Origin of the sequence: Streptacidiphilus sp. P02-A3a (genome assembly GCF_014084105.1) — a bacterium.
Taxonomy (GTDB): domain Bacteria; phylum Actinomycetota; class Actinomycetes; order Streptomycetales; family Streptomycetaceae; genus Streptacidiphilus.
Window position 1 is genome coordinate 5540216 of sequence record NZ_CP048289.1, and the last position, 17924, is coordinate 5558139.

A 17924-nucleotide genomic window follows, 5' to 3' on the forward strand; every position below is an offset into this window, starting at 1 on the left:
ATTGCTGACGTAAGTCCGTTCAATTCCCCGCGGACATCACCAGATCCACCCCCGGATTCGACTGACGCGACTACCGGAGTTCCCGCCCGGTCAGCCCGGCAGGTCCGCCAGCAGCTTTTCGGTGATCGCGTGCAGGCGGGCGGCGTCGGCCGGGGCGAAGCCGGCCGTGTCCGTCGGCACCCGGCGGCCCTCCCGTACCGCGGTGAGTCGCACCGGACGGTCGGCGTACATCCCGGCGAACCGGACACCGAGCGGGTCGCAGAGCGCTCCGCCGTGGCCGAGGGCGCCGGTCCCCGGGTAGTCGCGCCGCAGTTGCAGATCGTGCCAGCGGACCGGGCCGGTCAGTCCGGTCCCGCCGAAGTTGAGCACGACCGCGTTCCCGGACCGGCCGAGCTGGTCGATCAGGCCGTGGCTGAGCAGGTAGCGGCTGAGGTAGTAGAGAGCGAAGGTGCTCTCGCAAGCCGTCCGCGGTCTCCACCCGGGTCGACCGGTGGTAGCGGGCCCCCAGCACCAGCACGTCGACGGCCGGGTAGGCCTCGGCCACCAGGTCGACCACGCGGCGGTTCTCGGACACCAGGCCCAGGTCGGCCCGCACGAACCGGGCGCGGGCGCCGACCCCGTGGCGGGCGGCGGCGTCCAGGAACGCCCGGCCCTTCTCCGCGCTGGCGCCCACGATCAGCACCTCGTGCCCCCGCTGGAGGGATGTCGCAGCCCGAGCGACGCACCACCTCCGCCCGGGTCCGCTTGCTTTCGCTCCAGCGCACCACGGCCGACAGCGCCGTCTCCAGCCGTCCCAGCTCCGCGGGGGGGCGGAACCGGCGGCAGCCGCAGCCGGGCTCAGCTGAGCACGAAGTCCACCGGTTCGGACTTCCGCAGCGCTCGGCGCGCGCTCCAGGTCGCGGTCGGCGGGGCCACGGTGAGCACCGGGCAGACCACCCGGGCCAGCACCCGGCGGCGGACCGACCCGCCCAGCAGGCCGGTGAGCCGCCCGCGTCCGCCACCGCCGAGGACCAGCAGGTCCTCCGGCTCCGCCGCCAGCAGCGGCAGCGCGTACCAGGCGGGAGCCCGCGCCACCAGCGGCTCGACCCGCAGGCCGGAGGTCCCGACGGTCGGCGGCTCCAGCACTCCCGCGCCCGGGCGCGGCTCGACCCCGAGCACCTCCGTCAGGACCTCCGCCAGCCGCTGCTGAGCCCGCCGCTGCCACAGCGCCGCCAGCGGTGGCGAGGGCGCGCGGGCGTAGGCGAGCTCGCCCTCCGGCGGCTCCCAGGTGTGCACCGGGACCAGCACCCGCCCACTGCGCCAGGCCTCCTGCACGCCCCGGCGCAGCGCCGCCACACTGCTCGGCGACATGCTCACGCCCACCACCACGCGCCCACCGCTCATGACCGCACCTCCGATCCGCTGGTCACGGTGGTGCTGGGGATCAGGTGGGGGTCGGGGCGACTGGAGGGGCGGCTGCCGGTCTGCGTCATGGCAGTAACTATGCTTTGGGCAAAATACCGCCACCAGTGGCACTTATGCCCTTGTCCGACAAGATCCTGCCATCTATGCTCCGCCACATGCTGAAAACCATCGCAGCTGTGCTGATCGAGGGCTTCGCGCCGTTTGAGTTCGGCGTGCTCTGCGAGGCGTTCGGGATCGACCGGACCGAGGACGGGGTACCCGCGTTCGACTTCCGGGTCTGCGGCGAGCGTCCCGGCGAGCCGCTGGCCTCCAACATCGGCTTCGAGCTGATCCCGCCGAACGGGCTGGACGCGCTGGCCGACGCCGACCTGGTGGGTGTCGCGGCCGCCTCCATCATCGACGACTACCCGCCCGCCGTACTGGAGGCGCTGCGCGCGGCGGCCGAGCGCGGCGCGACACTGCTGTCGGTGTGCAGCGGGGCGTTCCTGCTGGGCGCGGCGGGCCTGTTGGACGGCCGCACCTGCACCACCCACTGGCGCCATGTCGACGAGCTCGCGGAGCGCTTCCCGCTGGCGAAGGTCGACCCGGACGTGCTGTTCGTCGACGACGGGGCGGTGATCACCAGCGCGGGCACCGCCGCCGGGATCGACGCCTGCCTGTACCTGGTCCGCCGGGAGCTGGGTTCGGCGCCCGCGAACGCGATCGCCCGGCGGATGGTGGTGCCGCCGCAGCGCGACGGCGGCCAGAAGCAGTACATCCAGGCACCCATGCCGGAGTGCACCGGCAGCCTGCAGGCGCTGCTCGCCTGGGCGCTGGAGAACCTGGGCGCCGACCACAGCGTGGCCACCCTGGCCCGCCGGGCCCGGATGTCGGAACGCACCTTCGCCCGCCGCTTCAGCGACGAGACCGGCACCACCCCGCACAAGTGGCTCACCCAGCAGCGGATCCTGCGCGCCCAGCACCTCCTGGAGGACACCGAGCTCAGCATCGAGGAGATCGCCACCAGTACCGGCATGGGCACCGGCGCGCTGCTGCGCCACCACTTCCGGCGGATCGTCGGCGTCACCCCGAAGGAGTACCGGAGCAACTTCGCCGGACGCCCCGCCCTCGCTCAGTCGAGCTGACGGAACGTCACCACAGCGGCCCGGCCGCGTACGTCGAGCGTCGCCGACTCGGTTCCGGTGAGCAGTACGGCGTCCAGCGGGCCCAGCGCCACCGCGCCGGTGTCGTCGTCGCTGCCGCGCAGTTCCGCGCCGCCCTCCAACACCATTGCCAGCAGCGTGACTTCGGCCTCACCGCGCAACGGCACCGACCCGTCGACGACGTCGACCCGGGCGCTGACCCTTTCCCGACGGGTCATCACATTGAAGTCCACCAGCGGACCTTCGAGCAGTCGGCAGCCGGTGTCCGCGTCGCCGGAGAAGGCGAACGGCTGGTAGGGCGTGTCCACCCGCCGCTCGACCCCGTCCACGGTGAGCAGCATCCCGGCGCCCCGGACGACGGTGATCACCCGGTCCACTCCGGGGAAGACCGAGAACGGACCGCCCCGCGCCACGTCGGCCAGGCTCACCCGCCAGTGGAACTCCGCCAGGCCGGAGCCCTCCGGGAAGGCCGCGACCTCCCGGGTGACCCCACCGCCGTTCTTCCACGCGGACGCGCTCCGCTCCGCCGCCCGCAGCACCCGTGCCGCCATCACCGTTCTCCGTTCCGAATTGGGACGTTTCATGACATTCCATCAGTTCCCGGAGCGGGCACGGATGGAGTCGATCAGCAGGTCGACCGCGAGCTCGAAGTTGTCCGCCGAGTCCAGCGGCGGGATCTCGTCGAGCAGCGCCGCGAGGTTGGGGAAGCGGTCGGCCGGGAGCGCCCGGTACTCCACCTCCCAGGAGCGCAGGTCCGCCTCCCGGGTCGGCGCGTCCAGCGCGTGCAGGGTGGCCTCCATGCTGGCGTAGGCCAGCACCGCGTCGGCGAAGACCCGGTAGCAGCGGGCCGCGTCCCGGTCGGACAGGCCCGCGCGGCGCATGCAGCCGAGGATGTACTCGACCACCTCGAACTCGTGCTGGCGGCGGGCGGTGCGGGCGGCCACCAGCTGGCCGACCTGCGGGTGGGCCATGAACGCGCCCCGGATCCGGTGGGCCACGGCGCGCAGGTCCCGTGCCCAGTCGTCGGTGACCGGCAGCCCCCCGGCGGTCGCCTGGGCGTGCAGCGCGTCGGTGAGCGCCAGCAGCAGCTCGTCCTTGTCGCGGAAGTGCCGGTAGATCGCGGTCGGATGGGCGTCCAGCTCGCGGCCGAGGGCGTCGAAGGTCAGCGCGTCGATCCCGGCCCGGTCGCAGATCCGCAGCGCGGCCTCGGTGATCACCTGCTGGTTCAGGCTGCCCCGGGGGCGGCGCGGGCGCCTGGCACGCGGCGCGGCGGACGGTGCGGCGGGCGCGGGAACGGCGGGTGCGGGCGGTGCGGCGGGGTCGGCCGTACCGGTCGGGCCGTCCGGCTCCGGCTGGTGCGTACTCCTACGGGTGGCCGCCATCCTGTCCCGCTCCCTCGTGTCGTCGCGCTGCGCCGCTGTATGGATGCTATCCGCTACGCCCTTCCCGCCCGCCCCAGGCCCGCTGCCTGCGGGAACGTGACCGAACCGAGTTAGTAGATGTCATTGACTATGAGATTGATTATCTCCCAGACTGTCGCTCCGACGGGCAGCCGGTCCGTCCACCGTCCGGAGGAGCCCCCATGAACGCCCCCTCCCGCACGTCCTCCCCCGCACCGCCCGCACCCGTTCCGGCCGAGTCCGGCGTCGAGATCCACTCCGTGGACTGGATCCCGGACGCCGAGCGCCACGGCACCCCACGCCACCTCGGCGCCCTGTGGTTCGTCAGCAACATCAACCTGACCGCCATGGCCACCGGCGTCACCGCGCTCAGCATCGGCGCCGGACTGATGTGGACGCTGATCGCCACCGTCACCGGGTCGCTCTTCGGCACCTTCTTCATGGCCTTCCACTCGGCCCAGGGACCGCAGCTCGGTCTGCCGCAACTGGTCCAGTCCAGAGCCCAGTTCGGCTACATCGGCGCGGCGCTGACCATCTGGGTCTTCGCCCTGGTGAACTACATCGCCTACAACACCTCGGACGCGATCCTGTCCGGCGACGCCATGCACACGCTGTTCCACCTGGGCCCCAACTTCGGGTACTTCGTGGCCGCCGCCGTCGCCGCCCTGATCGCCCTCTTCGGCTACCACTGGATCCACCGGGTGAGCCGCTGGCTGACCTGGCCGCTGATCGCGCTGATGGTGCTGCTGACCGCCGCCGCCTTCGGTGACTCCGGGCTGCCCAGGCACGCGTTCACCCTCGGGGCCTTCCACCCGGGCCCGTTCATGACCGTGTTCGTCATCGTCGGCGGCTTCCAGCTGGGCTGGGCGCCCTACGTCTCGGACTACTCGCGCTACCTCCCGGCGCGGGTGGGCGTGCGCTCCTCCTTCTGGTGGACGTACCTGTCCAGCGGCCTGTCGGCGATCTGGGTCTTCGCCATCGGCGCGGTGATGTCGGCGGCCCACCCGGACGCCACCCCGGTCGAGGCGTTCAAGGAGGCGGCGGACAACCTCTTCGGCGGCCTCGGCTGGCTGGTCGTGCTCGGACTGCTGGTCGGCCTGCTCTCGGTGATGGCGATCAACCAGTACGGCGGCATGATGTCCATGATCTCCATCAAGGACTCGTTCTCACCGGTCAAACCCACCCGCCGGATCCGCGCCGTCTGCATCGGCATCATGTTCGTCCTGGTCTGGGGTGTCGCCCAGTTCGTCGGCGTGGACCGCTTCAACTCCTTCTACGGCAACGTACTGATCTTCCTGGCCTACGCGTTCACCCCGTGGACCGCGATCAACCTGGTGGACTTCTTCTATGTCCGCCGGGGCCGGTACTCCATCAAGGAGATCTTCAACCCGACCGGGATCTACGGACGTTGGGGCTGGCGTGGCAACCTCGCCTATCTGCTCGGCATCCTGGTGATGGTCCCGTTCATGGTCTCCGGACCGTTCACCGGATCGATCGCCCGGCTCCTCGGCGACGCCGACTACTCGATGTTCGTCGGGCTGCCGGTCTCCGGCCTGCTCTACCTGTTCTTCTGCCGCAGTCTCGACCTTGAGACCGAACGGCGCATTGTCACCGAAGAAGGATTGCTCACCCATGCAGACCAGCACTGACCGTCCCGCCGACCTGCTGATCACCGGCGCCCGGGCGCGCCTGGCCCCGGGCCGCTTCGCGACCGCCGTGGCCGTGCGCGACGGCCGGATCGCGGCCGTCGGCACCGAGGCCGAGCTCGCGGGCCTGGCCGGAGCCGCCACCCGCGTCGTGCACGCCCCCGGCGGGCTGCTGCTGCCCGGCTTCCAGGACGCCCACATCCACCCGCCGTTCGCCGGACGCAACCGGCTGCGGCTGTGGCTGAACGACCTGGAGGGGCGGCACGCCTACCTGGACGCCATCGCCGCCTACGCCGACGCCCACCCCGAGGAGCCCTGGATCCTCGGCGGCGGCTGGGCCATGGAGTACTTCCCCGGCGGCACGCCGCGCAAGGAGGACCTGGACGCGATCGTCCCCGACCGCCCGGTGTTCCTGTTCAACCGCGACGTGCACGGCGCCTGGGTGAACTCCCGCGCGCTGGAGGCCGCCGGGATCGACCGGGACACCCCGGACCCGGCCGACGGCCGGATCGAGCGCGACCCGGACGGCGAGGCCGGCGGCACCCTGCACGAGGGCGCCGCCTACCGGGTCAACGACCACGTCGTCCCCGAGCCGGACAGCGCCGAGTGGCAGGCGGCGATCCTGGAGGCGCAGCGCTACCTGCACGCGCTGGGCATCACCGGCTGGCAGGACGCCTGGGTGACCCCGGGCACCCAGGCCGCCTACGAGGCGCTGACCGCCGACGGGCGGCTCACCGCCCGGGTGGTGGGCGCGCTGTGGTGGGAGCGCAGCCGGGGCCTGGAGCAGATCGCGGAGCTGGTCGAACGCCGGGCGCGCGGACGTGAGGTGCGCGCCCCGGGCGCGGCGCTGGGCTCGGGCTTCCACCCGACCACCGTCAAGATCATGACCGACGGGGTGCTGGAGAACCACACCGGCGCGCTGCTGGAGCCCTACTGCGACGGCTGCGGCGGGCACAGCGACAACCTGGGCCTGAGCTATGTCCCCTACGAGCTGCTGTGCGAGGCGGTGACCGAACTCGACGCCCATGGCTTCCAGGTGCACCTGCACGCCATCGGCGACCGCGCGGTGCGCAACTCGCTGGACGCGATCGCCGCCGCCCGCGCCGCCAACGGCGGCGGCGACCAGCGCCACCACATCGCCCACGTCCAGCTGATCGATCTTCAGGACCTGCCCCGCTTCGCGGAGTTGGGGGTGATCGTGAACTGCCAGGCGTACTGGGCGCAGAGCGAGCCGCAGATGGACGAGCTCACCGTCCCCTTCATCGGCGCCGAGCGGGCCGCGTTGCAGTACCCGTTCGCCGAACTGCTGGCCTCCGGCGCGCGGTTGGCCATGGGCAGCGACTGGGCGGTGACCACCGCCGACCCGCTGGAGCAGATCGAGGTCGCGGTCACCCGGGTCGACCCGGAGAACCGGGACAACGCGCCGTTCCTGCCGCAGCAGCGGCTGACCCTGGACCAGGCCGTGGACGCCTTCACCGCCGGATCCGCCCATGTCAACCACGACGAGCAGGCGGGCGTGATCGAGGTCGGCCGCCGGGCTGACCTGGCGCTGCTGGACACCGACCTGTTCGCGACCGGCGCCCCGCCGGTGGCCGACGCCAGGGTCGCGCTGACGGTGGCGGCGGGCGCGGTGGTCTACGAGCGCTGACCGCACAGCGGACCGCGACCCGGGCGGGAAGCGGCGGGAAAGGGCGGGAGCGGGGAACATTCGGCATCCTCCGGATGAACACTTCCGCACCCGCCCGGGCGGCGGACGGCTCCGGCGGTAGCGGGCGTGCTGGGCGGTACCGGCGGGTAGGTAGGGTGCCCGCATTCCTCTTTCGCACGAGTAGAACGGATTCCGCCGTGTCCAGCATCTGGCCCGCCGGCCCGCTCCGGGTCCTGGTCGTCGGCATCGACGGCGTACGCCTCGACCTGCTGCCCGAACTGGAGACCCCGAACCTGGACGCCGTCGCCGCGGCCGGGTTCCTGGCACCGGTCGAGGTGGACGAGGCCACCCCGACCATGTCCGGGCCCTGCTGGGCGACCATCTGCACCGGCGTCGGGGTGGCCAAGCACGGCGTCCTCGGCAACCACTTCGGCGGCAACCGGCTGGACGTCTTCGCCGACTTCACCACCCGTCTCGCGGCCGTGCACCGCCGCCGCACCTTCGCCGCCGGGGGCTGGGAGCCGCTGTTCCTGGCCCGCCAGGGCGGCCCGCTGTTCGGCGCGCCCGGACGCCTGTCGTACGTGGCGCCGGTGGAGGACACGCCCGAGGCCTGGGAGGAGTGCGACGAGCGGGTGACCGCCGAGGCCGCGTACGTGCTGGGCGGCGGCGACGACCCGCAGGCGTCCTTCGTGTACCTGGGCGCGGTCGACGAGACCGCCCACTTCCTCGGCTGCGGCGAGCGGTACCGGCGCTCGGTGGAGGCCGCCGACCGGCGGCTGGGCCGCCTGCTCGACGCGGTCCGCGCCCGCCCCGGCTACCCGGACGAGCGGTGGACGGTCATCGTGGTCACCGACCACGGCCACCTCGACCAGGGCGGCCACGGCGGGCGCAGCGTCCTGGAGCGCACCGCCTGGGTGGCGGCCTGCGGCCCCGGCCTGGCGCCCGGCGCCCCGGTCGAGCCGGTACGCCACGTGGACGTCGCCGCGCACGTGTACGCGGCGCTGGAGATAACCCCGGACCCGCACTGGACCCTGGACGGCCGCCCGTTCACCCCGGCGACCCAGCGCGTTTCCTGACTGTCCATCAGATGACGGCTACTCAGAAGACGGTCCCCATGGCCGCCCGCACCTGGTCGAGGGTACTCTCGGCGACGGCGCGGGCGCGCTCGTTCCCGGCGCGCAGGATCCGCCGCAACTCACCCCGGTCGCCGCTGAGTTCGGCGCGGCGGGCGCGGAGCGGCGCCAGGTACCCGTTGACCGCCTCGGTGACCGTCCGCTTGAGCGCGGCGGCCCCGCCGTCGCCGATCTCGGCGGCGACCTGGTGCGGATCCCGGTCCTGGCAGAGCGCGGCCAGCAGCACCAGGCTGGAGACCTCCGGGCGGGCGGCCGGGTCGTAGCTGATCCGCCGGTCGGCGTCGGTCTTCGCGCCCCGGATCAGTTGGGCGGTCTCGTCGGCGTCGGCGGCCAGCGCGATCGCGTTGCCCCGGCTCTTGCTCATCTTGCCGCCGTCGGTGCCGAGCAGCAGCGGCGCGGCCGACAGCAGCGCCTCGGGTTCGGGGAACAGCGGCCGGTCGGCGGCGTAGCGGTCGTTGAAGCGCCGGGCGATGGTGCGGGTGAGCTCGATGTGCGGCAGCTGGTCCCGGCCGACCGGGACCAGGTTCGCCCGGCAGAACAGGATGTCCGCCGCCTGGTGCACCGGGTAGGTGAACATCAGGCCGCTGACGGCGGACTGCCGCGAGTGCGCGATCTCGTCCTTGACCGTGGGGTTGCGGCCGAGTTCCGCGACCGAGACCAGGCTCAGGAACGGCAGCAGCAGCTGGTTGAGCTCGGGGACGGCGCTGTGGTTGAAGATCACCGCCTGCTCCGGGTCCACCCCGGCCGCGAGGTAGTCCAGCAGCAGGCCCTCGACGTGCTCGCTGAGCCGTTCGGCGACGTCCCGGTCGGTGAGTACCTGGTAGTCGGGGATGATCAGGAACAGTTCCACGCCCAGCCGCTGCAACCGGACCCGGTTCTGCAGCGTGCCGAAGTAGTGGCCGAGGTGCAGTCGCCCGGTCGGCCGGTCCCCGGTGAGTACCCGGAACCGGCCGGGTTCGCGGCGGATCAGCTCCTCCAGCTCGGCACCGCGGCGCTCGGCGGCGGCAGTGGGACCGGCGGGCGTGGGATCGGCGGGCGGCGGGTCGGCGACGGCGGCGGGTGCGACGAGCGCGGTGCTCATGGACTTCTCCTGACAGGCGGGATCGGGCGGAAGGGCGCGGCCGGAGCGGTCCGGACGGCAGTCCACGCGGTGCCAGGGGGCGTGCGGCGGGGCCGTCCGAAAGAACGGCCCAGGTCATGCGGGGAGAGTGGCCGCTCCTAGGAGGAGCGCCACCAGCAGAGACACGTCACAGCATGCACGTCTTCACAGTAGCGCACGCCGTCGGCGCGGTCAGCTGTGCTGCCGCACCGGCCAGTGCCCGGGGCGGCTGAAGCCGGGCGGGAGCCGGGTGGCGGCGTCGCCCTTGGCGGCCTCCAGCTGCGGCTGGGTCAGGAAGACGCTGCCGGTGAGGTCCGCCCGGGACAGGTTCGCGCCGCGCAGGTCGGCGCCGATCAGGTCCGCGCCGCGCAGGTCCGCGCCGGTGAGGTCGGCGCCGATCAGGTAGGCCCCGCGCAGGTTCGCTCCGGCCAGGTCGGCCCCCGCCAGCCTGGCCCCGACCAGGTCGGCGCCCCGGCGCTGCTTCTTCCGGTCGGCCAGGGTGTCCGCCCGGACCAGTTCGCTGGTGCGCAGCAGCAGCTCGTTGACGGCCTGCCAGTGCGCGTTCGCGTCCAGCGCCAGCAGTTCCTCCGGGCTGCCGAGGGTCAGCCGCTCGGTCCGCTCGCGGAGCAGCGCCAGCTCCGGGTGCAGCGGTTCGGCCTGCGGCAGGGCCAGCGCCTGGGTCAGGTACCAGAGCAGTTCCTGGAGGTCCCGGACCACCGGGAACACCTCGAACATCCGCCGCGCGGTGCGCGGGGCGCCGCGCCAGTCCTGGCCGCCGAAGGTGACCTGGGAGACCTTCTGCCCGGCGCCGAAGCAGTCGTAGACGGTGCAGCCCGGGTAGCCGGAGCCGCGCAGCCGGGTGTGGATGCCGCAGCGGAAGTCGGCGGACAGGTTGCCGCAGGGCTTCCCGGCGGGCTTGGTCGCGGCGAAGTCGGCCGAGGCGGTGAAGGCGGGGGCGACGCAGCACAGCGCGAAGCAGCTGCCGCAGTCCGCGCGCAGGTCGGCCGGGAGCTGCGGCTCACGGTGCTCGGACATGCTGCGGGCTCCCCCGGTCAGGACTGGTCGGGACCGGCTCCAAGGCCGGTCGGGCCGGGTCGAGCCCGGCCCGAGCCAGCCTACCGGCCGGTCCGCGGCCGCAGTCGCCGCAGCGCCAGCTCCGCGTACAGGGCCGCGCCGTCGGGCACCGCGGCGTCGTCGAAGACCGCGTGCGGGGAGTGGTTGCCCGCGGCCCGCTCGGGGTCGAGCCCGGGCGGGCAGGCCCCGACGCCGGTCATCACGCCGGGGACCCGCGCCAGCACCCGTCCGATGTCGTCGGAGACCAGTCCCGGCCGCCGGTCGCGGACGAACGCCGCCGGGCCGTGCAGTTCGGTGACCACGTCGGCGACGAACTCCGCCTCCGCCGGGTCGTTGACGGTGACCGGGTAGCCGGGGACGAACTCCAGGTCCGCGTCCAGGCCGTGGGCGGCGGCGATCCCGGTCACGGTGCGCCGGGCGCCCTCGGCCAGCCGGGCCAGGGTGTCGTCGCCGAAGGCCCGCAGCGTGGCCTCGAACCGGGCCCGGTCGGGGACGATGTTGGCGGCCGTCCCGGCGTGCACGGTGCCGACGCCGAGCAGCACCGGGTCCAGCGCGTCGAAGCCGCGGGTGACCAGGGACTGGAGCGCGGTGATCATCTCGGCGGTGGCCGGGATCGGGTCCCGGGCGTGGTGCGGCCAGGCCGAGTGCCCGCCCGCGCCGCGCACGGTCACCGCCAGCGTCCCGGAGGCGGCGAGCGCCGGTCCGGGCCGGTTGCCGTGGACGCCGAGCGCGGTGGTCGCCGAGACGTGCAGCGCGTAGGCGGCCACCGGCCTGCTGCCACTGGCGTCCAGCAGCCCCTCGGCCAGCATCAGCCGCGCGCCGTCGTGCCCCTCCTCCCCCGGCTGGAACATCAGCACGACGTCCCCGGCCAGCTGCTCGCGCCGGGCGGCGAGCAGCCGGGCCGCGCCGACCAGCATGGCGGTGTGCAGGTCGTGCCCGCAGGCGTGCATGGCTCCGGGTACCGCCGAGGCGTGTTCCCAGGCCACCGCCTCGTCCAGCGGCAGCGCGTCCATGTCGGCGCGCAGCAGGACGCTGGGACGCGGGCCGGCCTCGTCCGCCGCCGGGCCGGTCCCCCGGACCACGGCGACGACCGAGGACAGCGCGCTGCCGGTGCGGATCTCCAGGCCCAGGCCGTCCAGGGCGGCCAGGACCGCCTCCTGGGTGTGCGGCAGGTGCAGCCCGGTCTCCGGTCGGCGGTGCAGCGCCCGGCGCAGCCCCACCAGCTCGGGCCCCGCCGCCCGGGCGTCGGCGAGCAGCGCGGTCGCGGAGGTGCTCACCCCGCGTCGCCCCGCAGCGCGGGCAGGATCGTCTCGGCGACCCGGTAGGCCTCCTCCAGCAGCGGGTTTCCGGACAGGATGAAGGTGTCCACGCCCAGCGCCTGGTACTCCCGCAGCCGCTCCAGCACCTGCTCGGTGCTGCCGACCACGGCGGTGCCCGGGCCGGGCCGGAACAGGCTCATGCCGGGCCACAGGTTCGGGTGCGTCTCCAACTCGCGGGCGTGCGCCGGGACCCGGCCGCCGTGCTGGCGGAACTGCCGCTGCCAGCCGACGCCGTCCTCACCCGAGCGCTCGCCCAGCTGCCGGGCGTAGGTGGCCTCGCTGGTGACGTCGAGCAGCCGGTCGGCGGCCGCCCAGGCCTGCTCCTCGGTGTCGCGCACGATCAGGTGCAGCCGCAGCCCGAGCCGCAGCGTCCGGCCGTGGGCGGCGGCCCGCTCGCGGACCCGCTCCAGCTTCTCCTTGAGCAGGTGCGGCGGCTCGCCCCAGGTGAGGTAGACGTCGACGTGCTCGGCGGCCATCTCGATCCCGGCGGGCGAGGAGCCGCCGAACCACAGCGGCGTGTGCGCGCCGCCCTGTGCCGCGGTGAGCTCGCGCAGTGAGGCGCCGGCGTCCTTGAGGTCGTAGAACTTGCCCTTGTGGTCGAAGACCTCGCCCGCGGTGAGCCGCTTGACGATGGACCAGTACTCGCCGCTCAGTTCGTAGCGCTCGTCGTGCTCCAGGTGCAGTCCGGCCTGCCGCAGCTGCTCGGTGGAGCCGTTGACCACGTTGAAGCGCAGCCGGTCGCCGAACAGGTTGGTGAAGCTGAGCGCCATCTTGGCCAGCACGGTCGGGGAGACCAGCCCCGGGTGGACCGCGAGCAGCGGCTTGAAGGCGGGGCTGGTGGCGGCGGCGAGGGCGCTGCCGAGCGGCCAGACGTCGTACAGGTCGGTGGCCAGCAGCGCGCCGCTGAAGCCGAGCCGTTCGACGCTCTGGGCCAGGCCCTGGAGGTAGCCGAGGTCGACCGGCCGTCGACCGGCGGGCTCCCAGGGGTAGGCGCCTTCGCGCGGGATGATGTACCAGAGGACTTCGGGGGCGCTGGTGCTCATCTTCAGCCTTCCAGGGCGGCGCGCACGGCCGGGGCGAGGGCGGTCAGTCGGGCGTCGGCGACGGTGATCCGGCGGGGCAGGTAGCCGCCGTCGGCGAGGATGTCGGCGGCCTCCTGCTGCTCGGCGACGAACGCGTCGGAGACCGGCTCCAGCCGCCACGGCAGCACCGCCAGCGCCTCGCGCCAGTCCTCGACGCTGCCGCCCTGGTCCTCGGCGGCGATGGTGGCCGCCTCGGTCAGGTGCCCGGCGGCCCAGTCGTCGGCCCGCTGGAGCGCGGTGGTGATCACCGCGACCAGCTCCGGACGCTGCTCGGCGAAGTCGCGGCGGGTGAAGAACACCGACCGGTCGGTGATCACGTCTCCGGCTTCCAGCAGCGTGCGCACCCCGCCCTCGCGGCGGGCGGCGGCGAGCTCCGCGCCCTGGGCGACCCAGCCCGCGATCTCGCCGGAGCGCAGCCGGGCGGCGTTGTCCTGCCCGGGCTGCGGACGCTCGGCGGTGATGTCGCGGTAGGAGAGCCCGGCCCCGGCCAGCGCCTTGGCGCTGAAGTGGGTCTGCCAGGAGCCGACGGCCAGGACCACGGTGCCGCCCTTGAGGTCGGCCACCTCGGCGACCGGCCCGTCGGCGGCCACCAGCAGCGCGCCGTGTCCGGGACGCGGGGCGGAGACAGCGGTGTAGACCAGGTCGTACCCGGCGGCCTGGGACGACAGCGGCGGGGTGGAGCCGGTGCCGCCGAAGTCGATGGTGCCGTCGGCGAGCGCCTCGCCGGTGCTGGTGCCGCCGACCGGGAGCCAGCTGACGCTCTCGCCGAGCGGCTCCAGCAGCTCCTCCAGGATGCCCAGCCGGGAGAGGTGGTACAGGGACGGGTTGGCGCCGTGGACACCAATGGTGATGCTCATTCAGCTGACTCCTTGTCAGTGGTGGTTGTCGTCGTGACTCCGAGGTCGGCGAGCAGGCGGCGGCGCAGCTCGGCGAAGGCCGGGTCGGCGGGGTCGCGCGGGTGGTCGATGCCGATCCGCTCGTCGGTGACCAACTGCCCGTCGCGCAGCACCGCGACCCGGTCGGCGAGCCGTACCGCCTCGTCCACGTCGTGGGTGACCAGCAGCACGGCCGGGCGGTGCCGTCGGCACAACTCGCCGACGAGGTCCTGCATCCGCAGCCGGGTGAGCGCGTCCAGCGCCGCGAACGGCTCGTCCAGCAGCAGCAGTTCCGGCTCGCGGACCAACGCCCGTGCCAGCGCCACGCGTTGCGCCTCGCCGCCGGACAGGGTGGCCGGCCAGGCGTCGGCGTGGCGTTCCAGGCCGACCTCGGTCAGCGCCCGCAGCCCGGTGGCCCGGGTCCGTTCGCCCCGGGGCAGCGCCACGGTGACGTTGGCCAGGACCTTCTTGGACGGGACCAGCCGGGGCTCCTGGAACACGATCGTCCGGGCCTCGGGCACCAGCACGGTGCCCGCGTCGTGCCGGTCGAGCGCGCCCAGGATCCGCAGCAGCGTGGTCTTGCCGGTGCCGCTGGCCCCGAGCAGGGCCAGGAACTCGCCCCGGGCGATGTCCAGGTCGAGGCCGTCCAGGACGTTGCGTTCGCCGAAGGTCCGGCGCAGGCCGCGGATGTGCACGGCGGTACCGGTCGTCGCGGCGGCGGTGTCGGCGGTGGCGGTGTCGGTCATCGGCGGGCTCCCTGGGTGCGCCACGGCATCAGCACCCGTTCCAGCACCCGGACCACCGCGTCGGCGAGCAGCCCGAGCAGGGCGTAGGTGAGGATGCAGACGGTGAGGATGTCGGTACGGGAGTACTCCTGCGCGGTGGTCATCAGGTAGCCGATGCCGGAGGTGGAGTTGATCTCCTCGGCGGCGATCAGCGCGATCACGCTCAGCGTCATCGACAGCCGCAGCCCGGACAGCAGCGCGGGCAGCGCGCCGGGGAGCACCACCTCGCGGATCACCGCGAGCCGTCCCATGCCGAAGCTGCGCATCGCCTCGACCAGCTTGCGGTCGGTGTTGCGGACCCCGCCGGAGGCGGACACGTACATCGGGAACGCGGTGGCCACGGCGATCAGGATCACCCGGGCCGACTCGCCGATGCCGAACCACACCATGAACAGCGGCACCAGCGACAGGAACGGGATGGTGCGCAGCAGCTGCACGGTGGAGTCGAGCAGCTCCTCGCCGAGCCGGGAGAAGCCGGTGACCACGCCGAGGGTGAGGCCGACCAGCAGTCCGAAGCAGAGCCCGAGCCCGGCCCGGGTCAGCGACACCGACAGCGCCGAGGTGTACTGCCCGCTGTCCCAGAGTTCCCGCAGGGCGCTGAGCACCGCGCCGGGCGAGGCCAGCAGGTCGGGGCTGAGCGCGCCGGAGGCGGAGGCCCAGGCCCAGCCGATGAGCAGGGCGAGCGGGCCGATGGTCCGCAGGCCCAGGCTGAGCGCGCGCGGGCGCGGCCTCGGCAGCTGCGGCCGGGGGGCGACCAGTCCGGCGGGCGCGTCGGGGGTGTCCGGCGCGCGGGTGGCGGCGGTGGCGCTCATCCGGCGCCGCCCGGCAGCGAGGAGATGTCCAGGATGTACGGCTTGACGTCGAAGAAGCCCTTGGTGATGCCCTGGTCGGCGAAGAACTGGGCGACGGCGTGGAAGCGGGTCAGGTCGTCGCCGGTGATCGGCAGCGCGGTGCCGTCGGCGGCGTCGATCGGCAGTTCCACCGCCTTCTGCGCCGGGCTGATCGCCTCGGGTCCGGCGTCGGTGAAGACGTTGATGTAGCCGGCCGGGTTCTGCTCCTGCTTGAGGCCGTTGTCGTGCAGGTACTGGTAGAGCGCCTGGACCACGGCCGGGTGCTGCTTGGCGAAGGCGGTGCGGACCGCCCAGACCGCGTAGTTGTCGGAGCCGACCTGGCCGCCGGTGGTCAGGAAGTGGGTCTGGGCGTTGGCGATCTCCGGGATGGAGTAGGTGGCCCAGGTCGACCAGGCGTCCACCTGGCCGGAGTTGAACACCGGCGCGGCCTGGTTCGGCTCCAGGTAGACCCGGGTGACCTTGTCCGCCGGGATGTGGTTCTGCTGAAGCGCCTTCAGCAGCAGGTACTCGCTGGTGCCGCCGTGCCATACCGCGATCTTCTTGCCGACCAGGTCCTGGATGCTGTGGATCGAGGAGCCGTTCTTCACCAGGATGCCCTCACCGAGCTTGTCCGGGGCGACGGCGGCGAACAGCTCGAACCCGGGGCTCTGCGCCAGCGCGGTGGTCGCGGAGGTGATCGAGCCCTCCGCGACGTCCAGCTCGTTGGCGTCCAACTCCTGCGCGGCGGGGGCGAACGCGCCCGCGCTACCGGTCCACACCACCTTGGCGTGGACGGCGGCCAGGGCTCTCGCGAGCGAGCCGTCCTTCTTCCCGAGGGCGAGCACCCCCGAGTTGCCGTTGTCGGGTATCCGGATCACCGTCTCCTGGCTGCTGCTGCCCCCCGAACCGGCGGCGCTGGTGTTCGCGCTGGTGGACGAGGAGCAGGCAGCCAGCCCCAGCAGCGAGCCGAGAGCGGTGGCGATGACGGCGAACTGACGGACCTTCATGGAAATTCTCCTTCTTGCTGACGATGAATCAATTACTGACTGACTGGTACTCAGACTCTGGCGGCGCGGCGCTCGGCGAGCAGCGCCCGGGCCTGCCGCAGCGGCTCGTGGTCGGCCCAGCCGCGGACGTCCACCGGCTCGGGCAGGAAACCCTGGCCGTGGAGGAAGCGCTCCTGCCGCTCCAGCAGCCCCAGCCGCTCCTCGGACAGGTCCAGCCGCAGGTTGTGGCCGGTGTCCGGGCGGTAGGCCCCGGCCACACCGGCCGAGCCCGCACCGGTCTCCGCGCTGAGGATCCGGGCCAGGTCCGCGGGGTGCTCCCGGGCCCAGTCGGCGGCCTCCAGCAGTACCGCCAGGAAGCGGGCGACCAGCTCGGGGTGGTCCTCCAACAGGCTCTGGTGCACGGTGATCGGGCGCGGCGTGCCGTTGTTCACCCGGGCCCGCCGGTCCTCGGCGGCGTCCAGGTCGATGGCGACCACCGCGCCGAACCGCTGCGCCGCCTCCACCGCCAGTGCGCCCTTGACGTACACCGCGTCGACCAAGCCGTCGCGCAGCGCCGCGAGTTCGCCCTCCCACTGGCCGTCGGGCGAGCCCGGCACCGGGACCAGCCGGGCGTCGTCCAGGCCGAGCCCGGCCAGGGACAGCGCCCCGGCGAAGCCGTGCAGCGCCATCGCCCGCCAGAAGTCGATACCGATGGGGTGCACCGGCACCGCCAGCCTGCGCCCACGCAGCTGCTCCGGCGAACGCACGTCGCTGTCCGCGCGGACCAGGATCGACTGCCGCTCCTCGATCCAGGTGAGCGCGATCAGCCGGGTCGCCTCACCGCGCGACCGGGCCCACAGCGCCGGGACGTTGCCACCCTCGCGGAACAGCCCGCCCAGGGCGTGGGTGTAGTGGTGGTCGGCCGCGACGTCCGCCGGCGCGTCCTGCAACGAGCGGACGGTGATGCCGTCCGCCGCGAACTCCTCGGCCAGCCAGCCTCGGTCGGCGGCGATTCCGGTCGCGGTGGGCACGGGGCAACGGGTGAACCAGAGCTCGTCCATGGAAAAACAGACTCCCCAGAGTGGGTGGATCAGGGCGCGCGGAGAGGCCGGCGGCGCGGGCAGCGTGGCGCGCACGAACGGTGCGGGTCACGCCGGTGGCGCGGGCGAGTCACAACGCGGGAAAGTGGGCGGCGTCGGGCGGTCAGCGACAGCTGGTGCTGAAGACGCGGGCCAGGTCGATGTGACGACGGGTCACCAGAGCTGGCACAACCGGGGTGAGCAGCCGAGTCGTCGTCATCGTGCTGCTCCTTCCAGGTGGGCTGTGGTGGTGAGAGGAGGTTTCCACGACTCCGATCGGATAAGCAATTCTTTCCACATTGTGGGATCTGTCTGTGGACCGACTCTTCATCCTGGGAAACCCCGACTTCACGCCCCCGCAACATTTGCCAGATCGTGCGCCGCAAACCATTCTTGGACTGCCCCGCCGCACCGTGGCGCGG

The 17924-nt window shown here is 73.2% G+C and carries 17 protein-coding genes; 4 read left to right on the forward strand and 13 right to left on the reverse strand.

Annotated features, from left to right (window positions below; translation table 11 throughout):
- Positions 1 to 90: 90 nt before the first annotated feature.
- The gene (locus tag GXP74_RS23730) at positions 91 to 369 is read right to left on the reverse strand and encodes a hypothetical protein (RefSeq protein WP_182453265.1); all 279 of its coding nucleotides are present in this window, start codon (positions 367 to 369) and stop codon (positions 91 to 93) included.
- Positions 370 to 837: 468 nt separating this feature from the next.
- Positions 838 to 1383, reverse strand: a complete 546-nt coding sequence (locus GXP74_RS23735; protein WP_182453266.1) for a universal stress protein — start codon at positions 1381 to 1383, stop codon at positions 838 to 840.
- A 176-nt stretch (positions 1384 to 1559) separates the two neighbouring features.
- Between GXP74_RS23735 and GXP74_RS23740 the strand changes: the two genes are divergently transcribed.
- Positions 1560 to 2528, forward strand: coding sequence for a GlxA family transcriptional regulator (locus GXP74_RS23740; RefSeq protein WP_182453267.1), 969 nt, complete (start codon positions 1560 to 1562; stop codon positions 2526 to 2528).
- Here the strand turns inward: GXP74_RS23740 and GXP74_RS23745 are convergent.
- Positions 2516 to 3097 (reverse strand): HutD family protein, encoded by a 582-nt coding sequence (locus GXP74_RS23745; RefSeq protein WP_182453268.1) that lies wholly within the window; start codon positions 3095 to 3097, stop codon positions 2516 to 2518. The genes GXP74_RS23740 and GXP74_RS23745 overlap by 13 nt on opposite strands.
- Before the next feature lie 42 nt (positions 3098 to 3139).
- A complete protein-coding gene (locus GXP74_RS23750; protein ID WP_182453269.1) occupies positions 3140 to 3928 on the reverse strand; it encodes a TetR/AcrR family transcriptional regulator in 789 nt (262 codons plus the stop codon).
- Between the two features lie 200 nt (positions 3929 to 4128).
- On the opposite strand from GXP74_RS23750, the gene GXP74_RS23755 reads away from it, so the two are divergent.
- From GXP74_RS23755 to GXP74_RS23765, 3 genes are all read left to right on the forward strand, one after another.
- Positions 4129 to 5595 carry a cytosine permease gene (locus tag GXP74_RS23755; RefSeq protein WP_182453270.1) on the forward strand — a complete coding sequence of 489 codons (1467 nt, stop codon included), beginning with the start codon at positions 4129 to 4131 and terminating at the stop codon, positions 5593 to 5595.
- A complete protein-coding gene (locus GXP74_RS23760; protein ID WP_182453271.1) occupies positions 5579 to 7240 on the forward strand; it encodes an amidohydrolase in 1662 nt (553 codons plus the stop codon). Before GXP74_RS23755 ends, GXP74_RS23760 begins: the two co-directional genes overlap by 17 nt.
- A 197-nt stretch (positions 7241 to 7437) precedes the next feature.
- Positions 7438 to 8316 (forward strand): alkaline phosphatase family protein, encoded by an 879-nt coding sequence (locus tag GXP74_RS23765; RefSeq protein ID WP_182453272.1) that lies wholly within the window; start codon positions 7438 to 7440, stop codon positions 8314 to 8316.
- Positions 8317 to 8338: 22 nt separating this feature from the next.
- On the opposite strand, the gene trpS is transcribed toward GXP74_RS23765, so the two are convergent.
- The 9 genes from trpS to GXP74_RS23810 all read right to left on the reverse strand — a co-directional run bounded on the left by trpS (position 8339) and on the right by GXP74_RS23810 (position 17484).
- The gene (gene trpS / locus GXP74_RS23770; protein ID WP_182453273.1) at positions 8339 to 9454 is read right to left on the reverse strand and encodes a tryptophan--tRNA ligase; all 1116 of its coding nucleotides are present in this window, start codon (positions 9452 to 9454) and stop codon (positions 8339 to 8341) included.
- 210 nt (positions 9455 to 9664) lie between these two features.
- A complete protein-coding gene (locus GXP74_RS23775; RefSeq protein WP_182453274.1) occupies positions 9665 to 10507 on the reverse strand; it encodes a pentapeptide repeat-containing protein in 843 nt (280 codons plus the stop codon).
- Positions 10508 to 10587: 80 nt separating this feature from the next.
- The gene (locus GXP74_RS23780; protein WP_225448138.1) at positions 10588 to 11823 is read right to left on the reverse strand and encodes a M20 family metallopeptidase; all 1236 of its coding nucleotides are present in this window, start codon (positions 11821 to 11823) and stop codon (positions 10588 to 10590) included.
- Positions 11820 to 12908 (reverse strand): LLM class flavin-dependent oxidoreductase, encoded by a 1089-nt coding sequence (locus tag GXP74_RS23785; protein WP_182453275.1) that lies wholly within the window; start codon positions 12906 to 12908, stop codon positions 11820 to 11822. Before GXP74_RS23785 ends, GXP74_RS23780 begins: the two co-directional genes overlap by 4 nt.
- 2 nt (positions 12909 to 12910) lie before the next feature.
- Positions 12911 to 13804: an ABC transporter substrate-binding protein gene (locus GXP74_RS23790; protein WP_182453276.1), complete on the reverse strand. Its 894-nt coding sequence runs from the start codon at positions 13802 to 13804 to the stop codon at positions 12911 to 12913.
- A complete protein-coding gene (locus GXP74_RS23795) occupies positions 13801 to 14568 on the reverse strand; it encodes an ABC transporter ATP-binding protein (protein ID WP_182453277.1) in 768 nt (255 codons plus the stop codon). The genes GXP74_RS23790 and GXP74_RS23795 overlap by 4 nt, the downstream gene beginning before the upstream one ends.
- Entirely contained in the window at positions 14565 to 15419 is an 855-nt protein-coding gene (locus GXP74_RS23800; protein ID WP_182453278.1) for an ABC transporter permease, read from the reverse strand. Before GXP74_RS23800 ends, GXP74_RS23795 begins: the two co-directional genes overlap by 4 nt.
- A complete protein-coding gene (locus GXP74_RS23805; RefSeq protein ID WP_182453279.1) occupies positions 15416 to 16444 on the reverse strand; it encodes an NrtA/SsuA/CpmA family ABC transporter substrate-binding protein in 1029 nt (342 codons plus the stop codon). Before GXP74_RS23805 ends, GXP74_RS23800 begins: the two co-directional genes overlap by 4 nt.
- Before the next feature lie 50 nt (positions 16445 to 16494).
- The gene (locus GXP74_RS23810; RefSeq protein WP_182453280.1) at positions 16495 to 17484 is read right to left on the reverse strand and encodes an ABC transporter substrate-binding protein; all 990 of its coding nucleotides are present in this window, start codon (positions 17482 to 17484) and stop codon (positions 16495 to 16497) included.
- Positions 17485 to 17924 lie beyond the last annotated feature (440 nt).

What these genes read in the sequence shown, in the direction of transcription:
- GXP74_RS23750 (WP_182453269.1), bottom strand. Translation starts at nt 3,928, where the DNA reads ATGGCGGCCACCCGTAGGAGTACGCACCAGCCGGAGCCGGACGGCCCG.
- GXP74_RS23795 (WP_182453277.1), bottom strand. Translation starts at nt 14,568, where the DNA reads ATGACCGACACCGCCACCGCCGACACCGCCGCCGCGACGACCGGTACC.
- trpS (WP_182453273.1), bottom strand. Translation starts at nt 9,454, where the DNA reads ATGAGCACCGCGCTCGTCGCACCCGCCGCCGTCGCCGACCCGCCGCCC.
- GXP74_RS23805 (WP_182453279.1), bottom strand. Translation starts at nt 16,444, where the DNA reads ATGAAGGTCCGTCAGTTCGCCGTCATCGCCACCGCTCTCGGCTCGCTG.
- GXP74_RS23785 (WP_182453275.1), bottom strand. Translation starts at nt 12,908, where the DNA reads ATGAGCACCAGCGCCCCCGAAGTCCTCTGGTACATCATCCCGCGCGAA.
- GXP74_RS23800 (WP_182453278.1), bottom strand. Translation starts at nt 15,419, where the DNA reads ATGAGCGCCACCGCCGCCACCCGCGCGCCGGACACCCCCGACGCGCCC.
- GXP74_RS23790 (WP_182453276.1), bottom strand. Translation starts at nt 13,804, where the DNA reads ATGAGCATCACCATTGGTGTCCACGGCGCCAACCCGTCCCTGTACCAC.
- GXP74_RS23740 (WP_182453267.1), top strand. Translation starts at nt 1,560, where the DNA reads ATGCTGAAAACCATCGCAGCTGTGCTGATCGAGGGCTTCGCGCCGTTT.
- GXP74_RS23775 (WP_182453274.1), bottom strand. Translation starts at nt 10,507, where the DNA reads ATGTCCGAGCACCGTGAGCCGCAGCTCCCGGCCGACCTGCGCGCGGAC.
- GXP74_RS23755 (WP_182453270.1), top strand. Translation starts at nt 4,129, where the DNA reads ATGAACGCCCCCTCCCGCACGTCCTCCCCCGCACCGCCCGCACCCGTT.
- GXP74_RS23745 (WP_182453268.1), bottom strand. Translation starts at nt 3,097, where the DNA reads ATGGCGGCACGGGTGCTGCGGGCGGCGGAGCGGAGCGCGTCCGCGTGG.
- GXP74_RS23760 (WP_182453271.1), top strand. Translation starts at nt 5,579, where the DNA reads ATGCAGACCAGCACTGACCGTCCCGCCGACCTGCTGATCACCGGCGCC.
- GXP74_RS23735 (WP_182453266.1), bottom strand. Translation starts at nt 1,383, where the DNA reads ATGAGCGGTGGGCGCGTGGTGGTGGGCGTGAGCATGTCGCCGAGCAGT.
- GXP74_RS23810 (WP_182453280.1), bottom strand. Translation starts at nt 17,484, where the DNA reads ATGGACGAGCTCTGGTTCACCCGTTGCCCCGTGCCCACCGCGACCGGA.